Source organism: Halopseudomonas sp. Lyrl_26 (assembly GCF_051948695.1).
Lineage (GTDB): Bacteria > Pseudomonadota > Gammaproteobacteria > Pseudomonadales > Pseudomonadaceae > Halopseudomonas > Halopseudomonas formosensis.
In genome coordinates, this window is record NZ_JAYJLH010000010.1 from 13,763 (window position 1) to 33,430 (window position 19,668).

The following is a 19,668-nucleotide window of genomic DNA, read 5'->3' on the forward strand; positions in this document are numbered from 1 at the left end:
CGTCGATGCAGCACGCGCTGCTCATCTCACTGCTGGAAAAACCCTCCGCCGGCTACGAACTGACCAACCGCTTCGGCCACTCCATGGGCTACGTCTGGCAGGCCAGCCACCAGCAGATCTCTCGCGATATCGAGCAGCGCGACTTTTCCACAGGCCGATAACCATAAGATTGGTCTGGCATCTAAAAGGGGTAGACGTCAACGCCCCAACCACCCGTGACAAGGTCAGTCCTGTCAAGACTGCATGCCATCCATATCAGAATCCCACACCGACTCCGTGTCGCATTATGATAAAATACTGACAACCAACCAGCACCAGCGCATTAAACACCAACCAAAAACGAAATACACAACTTCACACCAGACAGAAAAACATCATGGGGCAAATTGCGACAAAGAACCCGGACCTGCTCGGTCTTGATGCCAGGCAGATATGGGACACCGATCTGGCGTTTCTGCACTTGCAACAACTGGGCGAAGCAAGTACCAAGCGTACAGCCGAACGACTGATCAACCGCCTGGCGTTGTGGCCACCAGAGCTGCAGCCAGCGCGGTTACAGGATGAATTGCAACGCCCGCTGAAACAGCAGGTCTTGCAATATGCTCTTGAACAAGCCCGGCGCAAACGCGAGCGGGTGTTGTTCGTTCAACTATATGCCTTGCCGGGTGGCCACCCCTGTTTGCATGCCAATGATGCTCGCGGCGCTCGTTTCTGGTTACCCTTGCTCAGCGAGCAGCCTGGGGAGCTGCGCCAGGCACTACAGCAATTACAAACCCATATCGGTAAGCCTCTCGCCTTGTTCGCCCATGGTGCCTTGGCAAAGACGCTGCGCAACCTGCCACCAGGCAGCGAGATCCACAGCTATCCCGCGGTCTATCCCCCGCTACTGAGTGAACAGCTTGTGGCACAACATGCTGCCACCATGCCCATGTCGTTATCACCACATCTGAGACGCCTGGAAGCCGAAAGCATTCAGATCATCCGTGAAGCGGTAGCTGAATCACAGAACCCGGTAATGCTGTACTCCATAGGCAAGGATAGCGGTGTGATGCTGCACCTGGCACGCAAGGCGTTCTATCCTGCACCCCCGCCCTTCCCCCTGCTGCATGTGGATACCCGCTGGAAATTTCAGGAGATGTACCAGTTCCGCGATTACATGGCCGAGCAGAGCGGCATGCAACTCCTGGTGCACACCAATCCCACAGCCATCGAGAAAGATATCAACCCCTTCGATCATGGCTCAGCCCTGCATACGGATATCACCAAGACTGAAGGCCTTAAACAGGCACTGGATCAGTACCGCTTTGACGTCGTATTCGGGGGGGCACGTCGTGATGAGGAGAAATCCCGCGCCAAGGAACGGATATTTTCCTTTCGCAGTGCCAGTCACCGCTGGGACCCTAAAAACCAACGCCCGGAACTCTGGAATCTGTATAACACTCGCAAGAATGCCGGCGAAAGCATTCGGGTATTCCCCTTGTCAAATTGGACAGAGCTGGATATCTGGCAATACATCTATCACCAACAGATACCCATGGTCCCCCTGTACTTCGCCAAGGATCGCCCAGTGGTGGTGCGGGACGACATGATCCTCATGGTGGATGATGATCGCTGCCAACTGCTCCCAGGTGAACAGATCGAAATCCGCAAGATACGCTTCCGCACCCTCGGATGTTACCCGCTGACCGGCGCCGTGGAGTCCGATGCGGCAAGCCTGCAAGACATCCTTCTGGAGATAATCAAAACCCGGCAATCCGAACGCCAGGGGCGCAAGATCGATACCGACAGCGCAGGGTCCATGGAGAAGAAAAAACAGGAAGGATACTTCTGATGAGCGACCGCACCGAACAACTGCATCGCTGGCTTACCGAGCAATCCACGCAAAGCACTCTGCGCTTCATCACCTGCGGCAGCGTCGACGACGGCAAAAGTACCTTGATTGGACGTCTGCTCTGGGAGTCGCAACAGATCTTTGACGACCAACTGGCCGCACTCGCCGCTGACTCCAGGCGCCACGGCACCCAAGGCGAACAGGTAGACCTGGCACTGCTGGTAGACGGCCTTGCCGCCGAGCGTGAACAGGGTATTACCATCGACGTGGCCTATCGGTATTTCTCCACTCCAAAACGCAAATTCATTGTTGCCGACACCCCCGGCCATGAACAATATACCCGCAACATGGTTACCGCTGCCTCCACTGCCGATGTAGCAGTGATTCTGGTCAACGCCAAACAGGGCATACAGACCCAGACCCGCCGCCATGCCTATCTCGTCTCCCTCATGGGCATCCGCCACATCGTCCTGGCCATCAACAAGATGGACACGGTGGGTTTTGATGCCACCATCTTCCGCACCATCGAGCGAGAGTTCGCCCAACTGGCCGACCAGCTCAACTTTGCCAGCATCACCGCCATTCCCTTGTCAGCTCTGGATGGCGACAACATCACCAGTCGTTCGCCGCGCAGCCACTGGTACAAGGGCCCGACACTGATGGGCTACCTGGAAACAGTGGACACCAGCAATGCTCAGAGTCAGCGATTGCTGTTTCCGGTGCAGTGGGTTTGCCGTCCTGATACCAGCTTCCGAGGTTTTGCCGGGAGTCTTGCAAGCGGCCAACTGCTGGTAGGCGACGCAGTACGAGTAACAGCGTCAGGACACATGGCCCACGTAAAAAGCATTGTCACCTTCGATGGCGAGCTGCAGAAAGCTGAAAGTGGCGATGCCATCACCCTGGTACTGGATCGGGAGATCGACGTTTCACGGGGTGATATCATCACCGCCGCCGATCAACCACTGGATATGACCGACCAGTTTGAAGCCACTGTCATCTGGCTGCATGAAGAACCGGGATTGACCGGCCGCAACTACGAGCTGAAGCTATCCAACCAATGGGCAGGCGCCTCCATTACCGCTATCAAGCATTGCATCAACATCAACAGCGGCGCACTGGAGCCGTGTAAGCAGCTGGCCCTCAACGACATCAGTGTGTGCAACCTGTCGCTCAGCCGCGCACTGGCCTTTGCACCCTATTCCGACTCCACCAACCTGGGCAGTTTTATCCTGGTAGACAGATTCAGCCAGGCCACCGTTGCCGCCGGGCTGATCAACCACAACCTTCGCCGCGCCCAGAACGTACACCGCCAGGCACTCAGTATCAGCCGCGCCGACCGTGAACGACTCAACGGCCACAGCGGCAAGGTCATCTGGTTTACCGGGTTGTCCGGCTCGGGTAAATCCACCCTCGCCAATGCCGTGGAAAAAGAGCTGCACGCCCAGGGCAAACGCACTTACATCCTCGATGGCGATAACATCCGCCAGGGACTGAACAGGGATCTGGGATTTACCGATGCCGACCGCGTAGAAAACATCCGCCGGATAGCGGAAGTCGCTAAGTTGATGATGGACGCCGGACTTATCGTCATGACCGCTTTTATCAGCCCCTTCCGGGCCGAGCGGCAAATGGCCCGCGAACTGATCGGCGAAGACAACTTTATCGAGGTTTTCGTCGACACCCCCCTGGAGATATGCGAAGAGCGTGATCCCAAGGGCCTTTACAAGAAGGCCCGGCGAGGAGAACTGCCGAATATGACAGGAATCAACAGCCCCTACGAAGCGCCGACAAACCCCGCGCTGACAGTAAAGACGCATGAGATGAGCGTTGAAACGCTCGTGCAGATGATCCTGAACCTGAGGTAATACCGTATCACTCAAGTGCCTTGATATTATATTGGTACTTTTCCTCAAGCCCTGTAGCAAGGCCACCAATAAAAGAGCAGGGGCCGGCAACGCCCACATCGGGATACTTTTCAGACAGGTAACGCAAACCTGCGTAGTAACGCTCTGTCACTTTTCCGTGAGAATAATGCTGGAACTGCAACGGAAAGACCTTTATCTCCACGCCATGGCGGTGGGATGCATTGATACAAAAATCTTCTGCATAGAGATCAAACGTAAGCTTTTCATCAAATCTCAACTTCGGGAAACGCCTCAACAGGCTGGTATGCACCAGTACACTCTGGCAATCAAGCACATCAACCGCTACCGGTTCGGTGGTCTCCACCCCGACTTCCAGGGCCTCGCTACCATCCTTGTTGCTGCATAAGTGCATTCCCCAACCAACCGGATGATCACCCTGCAAGCGGGTACCGAAGCTGCCGTATACGGCATCCGGGGACAGGCCAGCAATGTGATCAATATCACATTTTATCTCGTAATCCTCATGCACAAAGAACAACCAGACGTCCTTATCGATATTCTCTTCGATGACACGGTTGTAGATCGTAGAAAGCCCCAGATTGAGTGGCCTGTTATCGATACCACACACCCTGTATCTGATCAGATTGGAGTTATAGGCAAAAAAACTCCTGTAAATTATCTCATTGATATAAACGACATGAATTTGCAGCCAATCCACGACTCAGCCCCTTCGGTCGAAATAGATAATATCGTGCGAATGCGGTCCGCCCACCACCCGGGAGTGCTTCACGGCGTCAAACTCAGCGATAACCTGCTCAGACGCATAGTGCCGCAGGCTGTCAAACAGGACGGAAAAGTCATGCGGAGTCAGAACAGGAATATCCTTATCGCCCCCCCCCTTGACCAGACAGGCATACTCATGGGCGCCCATCTGGATCTGCCGGGAAATACGCTTTCTCAACTCCTCATCATCCGTGGACAACTGATATGACGGCTGGAATTGACCATCACATTCAACTACACGTTGAACACTGTCCTCCTCGGAGGCAGTCAGTAATTCGATGAAGTCTACATAATGGCGCAGTATCTGCTCTGCCAGCGCCGGGCTATCCGAATCAAACAGGAAGCCGACCTTTCTCTCCAGGCCTGCAGCATTTGGTCGCACCCCAATGTAGATCCCATGAATCTGGGGTTTGTGCTTCAGCCTGGCATCAAGCAGCGCTTCTATCGAATCCTGAATGGTTCCCGACCAGCCAACATCCACCAGCACCGGCTTGTCCTGGAGTATCTGCTCCGTATCCAGGTAGGCAAGCAACGCATCGGCCTCCTCGCTGGCATGTGGGCGAATAGCATCCAGGTTCCTCTTGATCACGGCTCTGACGTCATGGGTAGCCAGCCCTCCTCCCTTGCGCTCAAGATCAAACAGATCCTTCCTGAGCTGCTCTAGCTCCGAATACCCGAACATGTCGAATATGGATTGGGCCGTGGTTTCCGTCTCACAAAGCGAGTACTGGTCCAGAATCCTGTTATCCTGTTTAGCATTCCCCAGCGAGAGCAAGGGAAAGGTCATGCAGCGACGAGAGGCGTACAAGTATTTCAGGCGCTCGCCCTCCTCCCCGTAAAGCGTTTCATAGACGGTCTTCATGATTCGTCCATCCCGCGCCAGGAAGTATACTCGGCCAGCATCCGGTATGGCGGTCAGCTGCCTGTTCAGGAAAACAGCAAAAGCGTGCAGCAAGGGACCGCCGTAGAAGAATCCAACATCTCGCCAGAAAGAGGTTGTCGTGGTCTTGAAACCGTTCTTCCAGTATCGATAGACACCCAGCAGGTACCTGATACCGATGGAGGCATCCATCCTCAGTTGCTGATACTGGGTGCCGATCAGCTGATCAGACTGATAGAACTCCTCGGCACTGCTGTAATGGTGGGACCTCATGCCCAGGTGCGCCGGCCAGTACACGTCAGCCATATAGTTATCGCCCACATGCAGGAACTTCATCCCGGGGTGGCTCTTCTTCAGACTTTCAAATCTGCTCCCGTCACCCTTTATCAGATCATCATCCGAGGAGACATACAGCCCTTCGTAAACACTGTAACCAGCACGCTGCAGAATTTCTTCAATCAGCTCCCTGGGTAGATACATGTCTGAAACAAACATCACCTTCTTGCCGGCAGCAAGCGCACGCCGATAGAGCTCGAATACCTCCGGGTTCACCACACAAAACATCAGTTCGGCAGCGGCTTCAAGCTCTGCATCGATATCAAGATTCTGATATATGCTCTCCAGGGATATGTCCTTGCGGTGGGCATTCTGCTGCCGGGCCTTGCTTTCCGCTTGCGTTCGGCTAGAGATGAACTCCTGCTTCCCCAGTTTCTGCCCAACATATTCGAATATACCTTCCGGGGTATCGTACAGACGGATGATCGCCGTATCGAAAACATCAAGGGACAACACATCAATAACCGCCAGATCGAGTGTCATCAACCCCGCATAGGATTGTGAAGGCATCCTGTGCAGCCTTGCTTCTGTCAGCAACGGTTGATTACCACCCCGCATACCAGCCTGGCGCTGCAGCTGCCCGTGCTTGTGCAGGACCCTCGCCTTGATCCCTCGCGGGCCTTCCCGGGACAGCACAGCCAGTGTTTTACTGACTATGGTTGCCAACGGGTACTCTCTGAAGTAGCTGCCAGCCACCCTCGCACCGTGCAACGGTTTACGCAACAGGCTCCCCAGCGCGCGCACTGGCCAGGATATACGCCAACTGGTGGATGACAACAGCTCCCGTATCACATGATTGGCTTGGCTCAAATCGCCAACCAACTGCGCAGCATGACGGTCCTTCTCCAGGCTGGCCTCATGCAGTACGGCATTCTGGTGCCGTAGCTCCGCCTGGGCCGCCTCCAGCAACGCAATATCCTGTCGCAGTGCCAGCAGCTGCGCATCGCGACTTTCCAGAACCTGGGTCAGCCCGGCCATCTCTTCGCTCAGACGAGACATTCTTGCAGCCTGAACGACCATCTCTGAGGCCCGCTGCCGCAGGTTCGCCTCAAGATCGTCATGCAGTTTCAGAAGCGGCACCCAGCGCCGAAACTCCTCCTTCCACCTTGCTATCTGCTCGGTCATCTGGGCAGACTGCAGCCCCTCACCAGCCTGCAGCGCAGCATGAATGGCGGCATGGATTTCCTTGAGAAGGGAGACAGCCTTCACATCGAGTTGCAGGTCATCGGGTCGGAACCTGGAGTGACGCAACTCCTCCGAGAGAAAGTCATCACAGAAATCACTGACCGCCTGCTCATCCAGTGGCATATCCAGATACTCGGACAGCTTCTCAAGCTCCTCTCGAGGCTCATTCACTAGGCAGTCATAATCAATCATCATCAGCTGGCTGCCTTGCGCCAGGTTCAGGCAACTCAGCAGATAGTCCGCCGTCAGCAGAAAGGACTTCGCCGAATCAAAGCCATCACGGTGCTCCAGCGACCGCACCACGCTCAATGGATTCCGATACGCCATCACATAGCGAACATTGAAATCAGCACTGAGAAATACCCTTTGCCAGAAAGGCAGCAACCGCGCAGTTCGTGGATCCTTGAAGCCGAAGGCCGGATCATCACCAAGCTTGTCCCGCAACAGACTGACAGCACGCAACAAGTAGCCGTTGCTGCACAACAGATCAACATCCACCTCTCGAAGCGGCTCGAGGCTGTCCCACTTCCGTCCGCATACCTGCAGCATCTCTTCATTGAGAGCCACCAGGTCCAGGTCTTCGTAAAAGCCTTTCTCGTTATTGGCGGCTGGTTCCATCAGCCGGCCACCAAGACGAATACCCAGGGTCTGCAGCGAGCGGGCAGTCGCACTGGTGCCGCTACGATGCATACCCAGCACCACTACAACAACCTGCTGCGTGGGTGCGGGTTGTAAAACTGTATTCTGACTCATGGCAATACACTTTGAGTTGGATAGAGGAGAGCTAAATTCTCGCTGTTTCAGAAATAGTCCGCTTCGGACAAGAACACCCCGCGGGCGTCCTTGTCCGATAACAGCGGCCGCTTATCAATCGGCCAGCCGATGCCCAGCTCGGGGTCGTTCCAGATAATGCAGCGCTCCTGCTCCGGGGCATAATAATCGGTAGTCTTGTAGAGAAAATCGGCGCTCTCGCTCAGCACCAGAAAGCCATGGGCAAAACCCTCGGGAACCCAGAGCTGCCGCTTATTCTGCTCCGACAACCGCTCACCCACCCAGCCGCCGAAGGTGGGGCTGTCTCTGCGCAGGTCAACCGCTACATCGAATACCTCGCCCCGCACCACACGTACCAATTTACCCTGCGGCTGCTCTATCTGATAATGCAGACCGCGCAGCACATTGTGTGCACTGCGACTGTGGTTATCCTGCATGAAACTGACGCTACGGCCAATCGCCTCCTCAAACCGGGCATGATTGAAGCTCTCGTAGAAGAAACCGCGATCATCACCAAATACTCGCGGCTCAATCAGGAACACGCCTGACAAGGCTAACTCAGTTACTTTCACAAATATTGATCCTTAAATATCTTCATGGGCGGGCAGCACATTCATATCGAAATAGCCGGTCAAGATACTTTCCTCCTCCGGCAGAACCCGGAAGCAGATCACATCAAATACCCGATTCAGGTAGCGATCTTCTCCAGCTACCGTCCCCCGCACACCGCACTGCACAAAGTAAGTGTCCGGTAGCAGGTTGCAGGTAAACTCAAAGCTCACATGCTTGCGCTGGGCGGACGACACATTTGCAATACGGTGCTTTCTGGACAGGAACATGGAGGCGCCCGCCACCATCAGTCCTGAAATGGTACGCATACCAAAGCCCATACCGACTTGCTGGGCAGGCTGGTCAAATTCGACCTCGTATTCCAGCCGATAGCGCTTGCCCATCTGCAACAGGTTCACCTGTGTGCCACGCAATGTGGTGATTTTCACATTCTGGATCCGTGCACCACGCTCTTCCAGCCGAGTCACGGCGTCAGCCGACAAGGACGGATCGTACCCCTCGTCCGGCACCGCAGTGTTATCTTGAGGCACGGTCAGCTCCTGCATGCCAGCCGGGTTATCGGCTGGAACCTGCTCCAGCCGCTGCTCCTGCTGGGTAAATGCCAGGATCTGGGCACGCAGATTATCCTGCTCCGCCGGGCTGACGTTAAGCAGACGCTGGTATTGATTGACCACAAACTTCGGGCGCCCGGCACACAGCAGCTCACCACGATCCAACAGAATTGCCCTGTCACTGAGCTGAATCACCGCCTGCGCACCGTGATTAACAAAAAGGATGGTGCCGCCATCTTCCTTGATACGCTCGATACGGGCGAAACACTTGCGCTGAAACGCCTCGTCACCTACCGCCAGCGCCTCATCCACCACCAGAATATCCGGTTCCACGCACACAGACACAGCAAAGGCCAAGCGCACCTGCATACCACTTGAGTAGTTCTTTACCGGCTGATCAAGGAAGTCGCCGATATCGGCAAAAGCGGCAATCTCATCAAAACGGGCTTCCATCTGTTGCCGATCAAGTCCCAGAATGGCTCCATTCAGAAAGACATTTTCGCGCCCACTGAACTCCGGATTAAATCCCGAGCCCAACTCCAGCAGCGCGGCAATCCGGCCATTGACCTGCACCTCACCTGTGCTGGGTGCAAGAGTGCCGCATATGATCTGCAACAGAGTAGACTTGCCCGAACCATTGCGCCCGATAATGCCAACCGTCTCCCCGCGCTTGACACTGAAGGAAATGTCTCGCAGAGCATCGAATTCGCGGTAATACTGACGTACAGGTCGCTTCAGCAGCCGTTGCAAACGCGGAGCCACAAACTGCTTGAGCCGGTCGCGGGGATGTTCGTAGATCTCGTAATGCTTACTGATGCCGGCCACCTGAATGGCATTATTCGTTTCAGAGCACATCAGCAAAACCCTTACGTGTCTTTTGAAACAAGGCAAACCCCAACCAGGCGCAGAGCAATGCCACCAACCAGTAGCCAGCCAACATTCTGAAGTCAGGACTCTGTCCGAAATACAGCGCCCCGCGCACCATCTCGATAATGATAGCCAACGGATTGATCAGAACGATCTGCTGGAAATTCTCGGGTAGCGCCGACAGGGGATAGAAGATAGGGCTGAGGAACATCAGCATGGAGGTGATCACTGTCACAAACTGGGTAATATCCCGCAGATAGACTCCCAGCGCAGCCAGCGCCCAGCTCAGCCCCATCACCAGAAACAGGAACGGCAACAATATCAATGGTAGATACAATACAGTCCAATGCGGCGCCCCGAACAGGGCGATGTAGGCGAGAACCCATACGGCGAAGCCGATAGAACCGTGAAATAGTGCAGACAACAATATGACAAATGGCAGTATTTCCAGCGGATAGACCACCTTCTTCACATAGTTGACATTACCCACTACCAAGCCAGGAGCGCGAGTAATACATTCTGAAAAGATATTGAAAACGATCAGCCCGGCAAACAGCAGCAGAGCAAACTCGGCTTTGGAATCAGTATCCGCCCCCCAGCGGGCATTGAACACCACGCTGAAAACAAAGGTATAGATGGCCAGCATGAACAGCGGCGTGAAGAAGGTCCAGAACAGACCCAACAGCGAGCCCTGATAGCGCCCCAGCACCTCACGCCGCGCCGAGACCCGGATAAGCCCAGCATGTTGCCAGAGGCTTGCAAGCAAGGCTGCTGGCGAAATGGAGTGAAACTGCATTCTTGACCCTGGATAAATGAAACAAGCGGGCAATGGTAGCAGATTACCGAGGGTCCCTGCGCCCCAGATAGTCCGGGAACTCAGGCAAGAGAGACCATTTGATCTCGCGGGGAGCCTGACGCATGAAGCCCTCCGGCACATCCACACGCAGCATCCAGTCCTGCTTCAGCGCAGCACGTCCAGGCCTCAAGGCATCATAATGGAACTCATGCACCCAGGCACTGGGGCTGCTCTGCTCCCACCACCAGAAGCGCAGGCCGTCAGCAGGCTCAATTGTCAGCGCAACGGACTCATTATCTATTTGCGCCTCCAATCCAAATACGTTGGTAAATGGTTGATTTTTTCTTTGCTCAAAAAACTGCTGTGCAAGCGCTGTATCATCCAAGATCCATTCCAACACCTCCTGCGAAGCTGAGTTGACATTAATGGCTGTGCCACCCTCTACTCGCAGGCGATAAAGCAGCTCACCATTACTCCAGGGCTGCAGGACCCGATCCCAGTGCATCACGTCACGCAGTTGCAGGGGGTTGCGCAGTGCGCCATTCAACGGTTCTGCCCGTTCCGCCAGCCGATAGTCGAACGCCTCAGCTCCACTGAGACGACGCTGGTTATCGGCATCCCGGTAATCAAGATAACTGTCGATCAGTTGCTGCGGCCTTATGTGGGTCCGACCGCGCCGCAAGAGGTGTTGCACCAGCGCCCGATGACTGACCTCAGTCAGCCCGATCAGGCCCGCCGTATCCTGAACAACAAAATTCAGCCCGCCGTACTGCAACACCTGCTCGTCAAGTACCAGATTATCCTGTTGCGCAGCCTTGCCGTGGTCGACAATCAAGGCACCGAGATCATCGAACTCAAACAGGGAGAGGATATCCGGCGCCACACCGGCTTCGCTGGGGACGGACACCCCGTATACAGATCGCTGCCCGGTCAACCGAATGTACAGCGCCGTACTCATCGCCGTCTGGGCACCGATCTGAGCATTAAGGGCTTCCTGGCGAGTGTGCGCGTGCTGCAACGAAACCTGCACCCAATGGGAAAAAAGCGCGACCCCGGCCAGCATGGCCAACAGCACCCAGATAACCGCAAGCATGACGAAGCCCTGCTGCCGCCCTGCCAGCGGCGAAGGCCGCCCACTGACTACGGCCATGCTAGAGCGTTCCACTGGACACATAGGGTGCCTCGTATGCAGACGAGCTGGCGGCGGTTGAGACCCAAATCGCCATCGACCGCGGTCCTGCTTCGATATCCAGCACGATCAATTCGGGCAGAACCGGATTATCCTGATCGGCTAACGGTCTGCCGCTGAAACGCTCGTACCAGCTGCCCTGGCTGAAGTAACGGAAGCGCCCCTGCCCCTCAGGCCAGCGCGCCACCGTATACCAGGGATTGTCTTCGGGCCTGGCGCCGGCTTGATGCAATTTGATTTCGCGGTACGATAGAAGCAGCCCCCGCTGCTCATCAGCCTGCAGTTGCCACTGAATTCTCGTCGGACGCCCGACCCCACCCGCATAGCTCAGACCATGCAACGCCAGCCCGGTAAAACCTTGCTCATCACCGTTGAAAAAGAGGCCTTCGGCCAGAGGGCCATCCACGCCATTGGTCAGGCTGCGAACGGATTCCTGTAACCAGGCGCGCTGCAGGGTCTGTTGCTGCCAGTACTGCTGGCGTCGCTCGACACTGTTGAAGATGCCTGCCACATAGATAAAGCCCTGCATGAGCATCGCGCTGATCATCCCCACCAGCAACAGCACTACAATCATCTCCAGCAGAGTGAAGCCCTGTTGGCGATTGGCGTGAGCGGCAGGATGGGATAAGCGCATGGCGTTAAAAAACCAGCTCTTCCGGTCGGCGCTTGGCTTGCAGACCCAGCTGCACCACATCAAATCGCGCCAAACGCTTATCGCCACGGCGAATCTCAACCTCCGCACGGAACAACTGAGCGTCATTGACCGAAAGATTGCCATGCATGTCTTTCGCCGGCAGACTACCGCCCACTGGTACGAATCGCCACGTCACCAGCGTGCCTGCAATCTCCTGCTCGCCGTCAGGGTGGAGATAGGGATCGAGGATCGAAACCCACTCGAGTGCCGACTCTACGGCCTCTACGCTCTGATAAACCTCATCTACCCGCTTCAATAGAAGCAGGTTCGAATTCAGCCAGCCGTAGAGCGCCATCGCCGCCATGGCGAGTATCGACAACGCAACAATGGCTTCCAGCAGCGTAAAGCCACCTTGCTTACAGCGCTGTCTGCTCATGGCCAACGGCAGCGGGGAGGCTCGAGTGTTGCGGTGTAAACACGCCCCTGCATATGCAGCTCAACCTCACCGCCAAAGGGGCAAAACCCCGCAGCGCTGATGAAGATCGGCTCGTTCGCTTGCAATCTGGCATCCTTTTCAACGAACAACTCCTGATAATCCGGGTGCGCTAACTGCTCGTCGGGCAGCGAGTCCAGGGTATAAGGCAGCCCCCGCTCCTGCACATGGACCGACAACCGGTTGATAGCCGAGACCAGGGCTTTGCGGTCGCCGGAGGTGACCATGCTGTCATACATGCGCTGCACATTGGGTACCACGACGGCCAATAGAAAGCCGGTGAGAACCAGGACGACTACCATCTCCAGCAAGGTGAAGCCCTGCTGTGCAGCGCCTGGCTTCATTCAGGCAGATATCCGATATCTGCATCAAAACCTTCCCCGCCCGGCTCGCCATCGGCACCGTAGCTGAACAAGCTGAAGCCCTCATGGCCACTGCTCTGCAACTGGTAGTGATAAGCCCTGTTCCACGGGTCGAGGGGCACACCATCGTCCAGATAGGGGCCTTCCCAGAACTGGGCCTGGTTGGCATCCGCGGGTGCCCTGAGCAGCGCCTCAAGGCCTTCTGCCTGGGTTGGGAAGCGCCCCATGTCCAGTCGGTAGGCGTGCAATGCCCCGCGCATCATCTTGATCTGCGTCTCGGCGGTCTGCACCTTCGCCCGATCAGCCTGCCGGAACAGGCTCGGCCCAACCAGCCCGGCCAATAACCCGATGATGACCAACACCACAATCATTTCCAGCAGCGTAAAGCCCCGTTGCCCCTGCCTCACCCGAGACGAATAACTCTGTTTCAAGACTGACTCCTCTTGCCTTCAAAAAGCAATTTCATTTGCGCTGGTTATAGCAAGGATAATGGCGATAATGAGCGTTCCTATCGCGCTGCCGATCAACAGGATCGCAATCGGCTCGATCATCAACAGCACCTTCTTCATGCGCTGCTGCCCCTGCTTGGTATACAGGCTGGACAATGCCAGAAGCATGCCATCCAGTGCACCGGTTTTTTCACCCACACGCACCAGGTTGTAGCCGGTATCGTTAAGGCAGTTCTCATCCTGCAGGGCCTGCGCCAGAGTGCTGCCCTGAATCACCGCCTGACGAGCCCGCTGCAGCCGAAACTGACGCTTGGGCATACGCACGACCGCGCTGGCCAACTCCAGCGCAACGGTCAGCTCTACCCGGTTTTTGCTCAGGGCCGCCATGACTCTTGCCCATGCCGCGATATCAGCCTGCACCAACCAATCACCCAGAATCGGCAAGCGCTCCATTTGCGTCAGCAGCCATAGCCGCACCCGTGGGATTCGCAGGAGCAACAGCGGCCCCACTACCGCCCCGACCAACAGCAGCAGCATCAATAACTGGTTTTCGTTGGCCCAGCGCCCAGCCGACAATACCGCCCAGGCGAGCCAGGGCAACGAGGCAGCCTGATCCAATAGATTAACGAAGCTGGGTACAACGAACATGAACATCATGAGCACCGCCGCCACACCTGATGCCACCAGTATCGCCGGGTAGATCAGAGCGCCACGCGCCTCGGAACGCACCTGCAGATCATATTCCAGTTGCTCACAGGCGTCCTGCAAGGCAGGCCCTACGGTTCCGGACAGTTCGCCTGCCCGCACCAGATAATCTACATACACGGGCAGACGCAAATCAACGTCACCCAATGCCTGAGCGAAGCTGCCACCGTGGCGCAGTGTCTTAGACATGGACACGAAGGCAGCTCGCATCGCCGGGTGCGCCGCCGCCTGCGCCTGGGATTCGACTGCATCTGCAATACCCACGCCGGCTTGCAACATGGCAGCCAGTTCAAACAGGGCGGTCAATTTGTCCTGAATACCCAGGCGGGGCAAGCGTTTATGCGCGACCTCGGCCGGCGAGTGGATCGCCACCGGCGTGAGCTGTTGCTGCATCAGGAGCCGGGCGGCATCCGCCTGACTGGCTGCCTTGATACTTCCCTTCACTTCCTGGCCCTGGTCAGTACAGGCTATGTACTCGTAGGAATGGGTCATGACATCAGGCTCGTAACGCGCAGCACTTCCTCGACGGTGGTCAGGCCAGCCCGGGCCTTGATCAACCCATCCAGGAACATATCCCGATACCCCTCCTGACGCGACTGCTCACGCATATCCGGCAGGCTGGCATTACGCAGCACCAGGTCACGCATCGCGTCCGACACTTCCACCAACTCGTAAATGCCCACGCGGCCGCGATAGCCCGTACCCTGGCAGTGCTGACATCCCCTGGCCTGGAACCACTGTTCCGGCTGCTCGGTGCCAAGCGCCTTCCGGCTCCAGTAGGCAGCCTGCTCTGCATAGTGCTCCGGGGCTGCGGCGGGTTCGCGGCAGTGCGTGCACAGCCGCCGCACCAGCCGTTGAGCCTGTACCGCAATGACCGGAGTCGCCGCCAGAAAGGGCTCAATGCCCATATCTACCAGGCGGGTGAAGGCACTGAGAGCATCATTGGTGTGTAACGTGGACAGTACCAAGTGACCAGTCAACGCCGACTGCACCGCGATTTCCGCGGTTTCGAGATCACGAATCTCGCCGATCATGATCACGTCCGGGTCCTGACGCAGAATGGAGCGCAGAGCCCTGGCGAAGCTCAGGCCGATATCGCTATGTACCTGCACCTGTGTCAGATGCGGCATCTGTACCTCTACCGGATCTTCAACGGTAATGATCTTTCGCTGGCCGTCGTTGCTGCCATCCAGCGTGGCATAGAGTGTTGTGGACTTACCGGAGCCAGTGGGACCGGTCACCAGAATAATGCCATGCGGGCGACGTGCCAGGGAGCGCATCTGCTGCAGATGGTCATCCAGCAAGCCGAGCCGATCCAGGCGCAGATCCTCCCTTTCCTTGGGCAACAGACGCATGACTATCGACTCGCCATGCACGCCCGGCAGTGAAGACACTCGGACATCCAGATCCTGACCATTGATCCGCAAACCAATCCGGCCATCCTGGGGCAGACGACGTTCGGCGATATCGATGCCGGATACCAGCTTCAACCGGGAGGCAACCGCATAGTAACGTTGCTTGGGCAGGGTACGGCGATTATGCAACACCCCATCAATCCGGTAGCGGACCTCGAATGTCTCCGGCTCCGGCTCGATATGAATATCCGAAGCACGTTCTTCCAGGGCCATCGAAAAGATATTATTTACCAGCTCCACTACCGGAGCCTCTTCAGCCAGTTCACGGAGCTGACGCACGTCCTGAGCATCAGGAATGTCTTCCTGCTGCTCCTGCCACAGACCTCTCAGGCCAACCAGAGCTGCCTCCAGCTGGTGCCGCCGGGCCAGTACAAACTGGACCTGCTGAGGTATCTGGCGAAGCATCCACTCATTGAGCAGCGGGGAGAAAGGGTCCTCAGCCAGGCAATACAACTGGTCATCGTGCAGCCAGAGCACCGCCTCGTTCTGCAGTAACCAACCTACATCGATGCCCGTCTGCTCTATCGCAGCCTTCAGTTGTTCGGGGCCCGGTGCCGGAATATCTACATCCAGCAGCGGAAGCTGCAGCTGGGTCTGCAAGGCCTGAAGCAGCTGGGTTTCAGATAAAGCACCTGCGCGCATCAACAACGCACCCAGGCGCCCGCCCATCTGCTTCTGTGCAACCAATGCCTTGTCCAGATCCCGCGCATTGATCGCGCCCTGTGCCAGCAAGATCTGCCCTAACAAAGCCGCTTCCTGCGTCATGAAGCACCTGTATTCAAAGGAGTTGAAATGGCCCGCACTTTAGCAAATTACCGGGGGACAAACAGCTGCCCTCTGTCGCAACAACCCGCTCCGCTCCAGCGCAGTACCGCTGCAGAGCGCCCTGCCCCATCAGCTGTTCTGATTAAGATGAGGGAATGGCTGGTCGGTGGCACTGTGCCCGAGAAAGAGACGCAGCCGATTGTGCGCATCCCTGCTGGCCACGTCGAGGGCGAGAAAGTTTTCACGGCCTGCAAAGTACGCCATCACGTCCCGGTTGTGTTGCTCGTATCGTTCCAGATAACGCTGTTCATTATTCAACGGGCTGGCTGCATCCGGGCCGTAAATGAGCGCGCGCATGGGGGTGGTCTCGGCACCGAAATAGCGGCAGGCACTGTCGAGCCAGACCTGGGGATCACGCAAGGTCAATATGAAACGCGCTTGTGGAAACATCTCAACCAGATCACGCCACAACACCGGCCAGGGGTTGTCCTGAAATGCGTCGTAATCATCAATCACGGCCAACGCAGCGCGTAACAGGCTGTCCTGGCTGGCACACGTTTGCGCATCACGTGTCCAACCCGGCCCATGTACCCGATACCCTAATTGCGTCAAAGCCGCTGCAAGGGACTTGGTACCCGTTTTATGAAAGCCGATACCAAAAATCTTGTCGCTCATGCTCTTCTCGATGTCACAGGTGGTAACCCATCTCTTTCAGCTCGGGACCACAAAGATCACCAAGCAGCTCCCGGTGGGGGCCATTATGCTCCCGCTGCCGGCGCTTCAATGGCTCTATGCGCGGCCCGCCTGCGGGTGCGCCAAGGCTCCGGCGTAACTGGCGAATATGGTCGCGGGGAGCCACCACGAACGCCTCGTAAAACCAGAGATGAATACCTGGCTGAGCAAGTAATGTCTGTGCCAATAACCGCCATAGCAGAACTCGCCGCAGGGCAGCGTCCGTCTGGTCAGCCATTTCAGCCAGAGCTGCTCGCTGCCAGCCGGCCCAGCCGTAGAACTCCGGGTGGGTCAGTGGCAGCTGATCAGGAATGGCTTCGCGTAGATGATTGAACGTACTCTCCCAGGAGCCGAGGCTGTCCAACGGGTGGCGAACCATGGCCACGACAGGCCAGTTCAACCGCTGCAGATGGCTCAGGCTTGCCATATAGGCCAGCGTGTTCTTGCTCCCCATGCGGAAATGGCGACCCCGCACGGCCGGATGATAGAGCTGACGCTCATCACCCAGGGCGGTATCCTCGATCAGCTCATCGCCACGAACCTTGTTCTCGATGGGCTGCCCGAGAAGCACCCGCTCCCGGTATTGGCGATGCAGCAGTGCAATACCACTGGCGTCTGTCCGCTCCTGCAGGTAAGGGATGGCCTCGGAAGGCTCGTTGAGGATCAGCCAGTTGGGCTGTTTACTCAACAGCTTGCAGAGCAGACTGGTGCCGCTGCGAGGGATGCCGGTAACAAGAAAATCCCGCCCCTTGAGGCTTTTCGGTCGCAACTGTGGCATTCGCGGTCGCAACAGCGGCTGCCAGGCGGGAAGGTCACGCATCAATTGCTTGATCCGTGGATAGCGCGCTGCCGCTTGCCGAGCCCTGAGCAGCAGCTGCGGCTCCCGCAGAATGACCCCCGGATGGTGATAATGGCACAACCTGGGCTTGCCGGACTCGGGCAAGGCCCGCAGATGGGCCGGGAAATTCCAGCGCTCCCCCAGGCTGACCCGGCGCGCGACATGATACTGCGCACACACTGCCAGCCCGATCTGATCCAACCAGGGGTATAACGGCTCAGGCGCAGGGGCCAGCGCCTGAATGCGCTGACATTGTTCACGCCATAACCCCGCCAGCTGTGCAGGCTGGTAAGTGGCAACAAGACCGGCGTTATAGTAGGGCCGGCTTAGCGCGCCATCCACCGTGCAATACACCCGCTGCGGAGAAGGCGGCAGCCCCAGACCCTGGTACAGACACTGCCATTGCGCCTCACTCCCCCAGGTCCTCAGATCGGCAGGTTTGGCCGCCAACGTCAATTGTTTCTCCGCGCCCTGCCCCAGCAGCTCGTCCATGGCGAAGGCGCCGAGGCACAGCATATCTGAATCGAGAAATACGGACGGCCTGCCATCCGCCAGCAAGGCGAGGGCATCGATTTTATTGCCAATGGGATATCCAGGTGCAAAGGTCGGCTCAAAAGCGATCAGCTCGACGTTCAGCTCGCGCAGCACGGCGCGGGTTGCTGCATCCAGCTCGCCCCAGTCTGCGTGCTGGGGGCATGCCGCCACAAGGCGCACCGCCTCCCCCAGCTCCTGCCTCAGACTGCTGGCCAGCAGCAGCGCCTTGAGCTCCAGCTCACCCGCCTGAATGACGAAGACGATCTGCAGATTGCCCAACCCCGGGGTTGAGGTTGTCATTCTCCTGCCTTGACCAGGTGCTCAAGTAAGGATAACAGACCTTCGCTGCCATCGATTACGCCGAACTCAACAACATACTTCCCCTGGACGATAAACGACGGCGTGGACTGCACCCCAGCCAGCGAGGTCAGCTGATAAGAGCCTGCCAGACGCTGATTCACCGCATCGCTCCCCCAGGTATTCCAGAAGTCCTCACGGGCGATACCCCGCTCGTCAAGCAGGGCGTTGATGCGATCTGCGCCGTCCAGCTCACTGGGCTGCTGGAACAGCACATAGGCATCCCGATGCAGATCAAGACGCCCCAACACGCCAAGCGTATGGAACAGGCGCGCGCCGTCCACCAGATGGTCCTGGCCGTGGGCTGGCACCAGGCTCAGACTGATGTTGTTGCTGCGGCTCCAGTCATCCAGCTCATCAGTAAGGTGGTAACAGGCGCGACAGCCATAGTAGAACAGTTCAATGACGTCCGGAGCACCCTCGATGCTTTGCTCCAGCCGGCGATAATCCCGACCCTCTACAAAGTCACGGGCAGTCTCAGCAGCAGGACTCTCCGTTTGCGCGGTATCAATGCTTGCCGTCTGAGTACAGGCAGCCAGCCAGAACGCAGACAATAAAAGTACAAGATGACGCATGCCACCTCCGGTAAAAGGACATTTCGTGGGGCCCGGATTCTAGCAAAAGAGGCCGGACGGGGAAATATAAAGCCAGGAGCATCAATATCTTGGCCGAGCGGCAAGGGCCTGACTGTGGAAATAGATACGCCATATAAACAGAAAAGGCTCCTTGCGGAGCCTTTTCTGCGGGTTAGACCCTGAGA

General features: G+C 57.0%; 18 protein-coding genes. 3 read left to right on the forward strand and 15 right to left on the reverse strand.

Annotated features, from left to right (window positions below; all coding sequences use genetic code 11):
- Positions 1-5 precede the first annotated feature (5 nt).
- From VF673_RS11740 to cysN, 3 genes are all read left to right on the forward strand, one after another.
- Positions 6-161, forward strand: coding sequence for a hypothetical protein (locus VF673_RS11740; RefSeq protein ID WP_440292074.1), 156 nt, complete (start codon positions 6-8; stop codon positions 159-161).
- 215 nt (positions 162-376) lie between these two features.
- Complete coding sequence (cysD, locus tag VF673_RS11745) at positions 377-1,831, forward strand: sulfate adenylyltransferase subunit CysD (protein ID WP_440292075.1); 1,455 nt, start codon at positions 377-379, stop codon at positions 1,829-1,831.
- Positions 1,831-3,696, forward strand: coding sequence for a sulfate adenylyltransferase subunit CysN (cysN, locus tag VF673_RS11750; protein WP_440292076.1), 1,866 nt, complete (start codon positions 1,831-1,833; stop codon positions 3,694-3,696). The genes cysD and cysN overlap by 1 nt, the downstream gene beginning before the upstream one ends.
- A gap of 7 nt (positions 3,697-3,703) precedes the next feature.
- On the opposite strand, the gene VF673_RS11755 is transcribed toward cysN, so the two are convergent.
- The 15 genes from VF673_RS11755 to VF673_RS11825 all read right to left on the reverse strand — a co-directional run bounded on the left by VF673_RS11755 (position 3,704) and on the right by VF673_RS11825 (position 19,483).
- Positions 3,704-4,414 (reverse strand): hypothetical protein, encoded by a 711-nt coding sequence (locus VF673_RS11755; protein WP_440292077.1) that lies wholly within the window; start codon positions 4,412-4,414, stop codon positions 3,704-3,706.
- Positions 4,415-4,417: 3 nt separating this feature from the next.
- Positions 4,418-7,633 carry a hypothetical protein gene (locus VF673_RS11760; RefSeq protein WP_440292078.1) on the reverse strand — a complete coding sequence of 1,072 codons (3,216 nt, stop codon included), beginning with the start codon at positions 7,631-7,633 and terminating at the stop codon, positions 4,418-4,420.
- Between the two features lie 47 nt (positions 7,634-7,680).
- Positions 7,681-8,223, reverse strand: a complete 543-nt coding sequence (gene rfbC / locus VF673_RS11765) for a dTDP-4-dehydrorhamnose 3,5-epimerase (RefSeq protein ID WP_440292079.1) — start codon at positions 8,221-8,223, stop codon at positions 7,681-7,683.
- Between the two features lie 12 nt (positions 8,224-8,235).
- Positions 8,236-9,627: an ABC transporter ATP-binding protein gene (locus tag VF673_RS11770; RefSeq protein WP_440292080.1), complete on the reverse strand. Its 1,392-nt coding sequence runs from the start codon at positions 9,625-9,627 to the stop codon at positions 8,236-8,238.
- Complete coding sequence (locus tag VF673_RS11775; RefSeq protein WP_440292081.1) at positions 9,617-10,435, reverse strand: ABC transporter permease; 819 nt, start codon at positions 10,433-10,435, stop codon at positions 9,617-9,619. The genes VF673_RS11770 and VF673_RS11775 overlap by 11 nt, the downstream gene beginning before the upstream one ends.
- A gap of 43 nt (positions 10,436-10,478) precedes the next feature.
- Entirely contained in the window at positions 10,479-11,585 is a 1,107-nt protein-coding gene (locus tag VF673_RS11780) for a hypothetical protein (RefSeq protein ID WP_440292082.1), read from the reverse strand.
- Position 11,586: 1 nt separating this feature from the next.
- Positions 11,587-12,318: a type II secretion system protein gene (locus VF673_RS11785; protein ID WP_440292129.1), complete on the reverse strand. Its 732-nt coding sequence runs from the start codon at positions 12,316-12,318 to the stop codon at positions 11,587-11,589.
- Positions 12,263-12,694 carry a PulJ/GspJ family protein gene (locus VF673_RS11790; protein WP_440292083.1) on the reverse strand — a complete coding sequence of 144 codons (432 nt, stop codon included), beginning with the start codon at positions 12,692-12,694 and terminating at the stop codon, positions 12,263-12,265. The genes VF673_RS11785 and VF673_RS11790 overlap by 56 nt, the downstream gene beginning before the upstream one ends.
- Positions 12,691-13,095: a prepilin-type N-terminal cleavage/methylation domain-containing protein gene (locus VF673_RS11795; protein WP_440292084.1), complete on the reverse strand. Its 405-nt coding sequence runs from the start codon at positions 13,093-13,095 to the stop codon at positions 12,691-12,693. The genes VF673_RS11790 and VF673_RS11795 overlap by 4 nt, the downstream gene beginning before the upstream one ends.
- The gene (gene gspG, locus VF673_RS11800) at positions 13,092-13,544 is read right to left on the reverse strand and encodes a type II secretion system major pseudopilin GspG (protein ID WP_440292085.1); all 453 of its coding nucleotides are present in this window, start codon (positions 13,542-13,544) and stop codon (positions 13,092-13,094) included. The genes VF673_RS11795 and gspG overlap by 4 nt, the downstream gene beginning before the upstream one ends.
- Before the next feature lie 18 nt (positions 13,545-13,562).
- Positions 13,563-14,759, reverse strand: coding sequence for a type II secretion system F family protein (locus VF673_RS11805; protein ID WP_440292086.1), 1,197 nt, complete (start codon positions 14,757-14,759; stop codon positions 13,563-13,565).
- Complete coding sequence (locus tag VF673_RS11810; RefSeq protein WP_440292087.1) at positions 14,756-16,447, reverse strand: GspE/PulE family protein; 1,692 nt, start codon at positions 16,445-16,447, stop codon at positions 14,756-14,758. The genes VF673_RS11805 and VF673_RS11810 overlap by 4 nt, the downstream gene beginning before the upstream one ends.
- Before the next feature lie 129 nt (positions 16,448-16,576).
- Entirely contained in the window at positions 16,577-17,122 is a 546-nt protein-coding gene (locus VF673_RS11815; RefSeq protein ID WP_440292088.1) for a sulfotransferase family protein, read from the reverse strand.
- 13 nt (positions 17,123-17,135) lie between these two features.
- A complete protein-coding gene (locus VF673_RS11820; RefSeq protein WP_440292089.1) occupies positions 17,136-18,851 on the reverse strand; it encodes a sulfotransferase in 1,716 nt (571 codons plus the stop codon).
- On the reverse strand, positions 18,848-19,483 hold the full coding sequence (locus VF673_RS11825) for a DsbA family protein (RefSeq protein WP_440292090.1): 636 nt from the start codon (positions 19,481-19,483) through the stop codon (positions 18,848-18,850). The genes VF673_RS11820 and VF673_RS11825 overlap by 4 nt, the downstream gene beginning before the upstream one ends.
- Positions 19,484-19,668 lie beyond the last annotated feature (185 nt).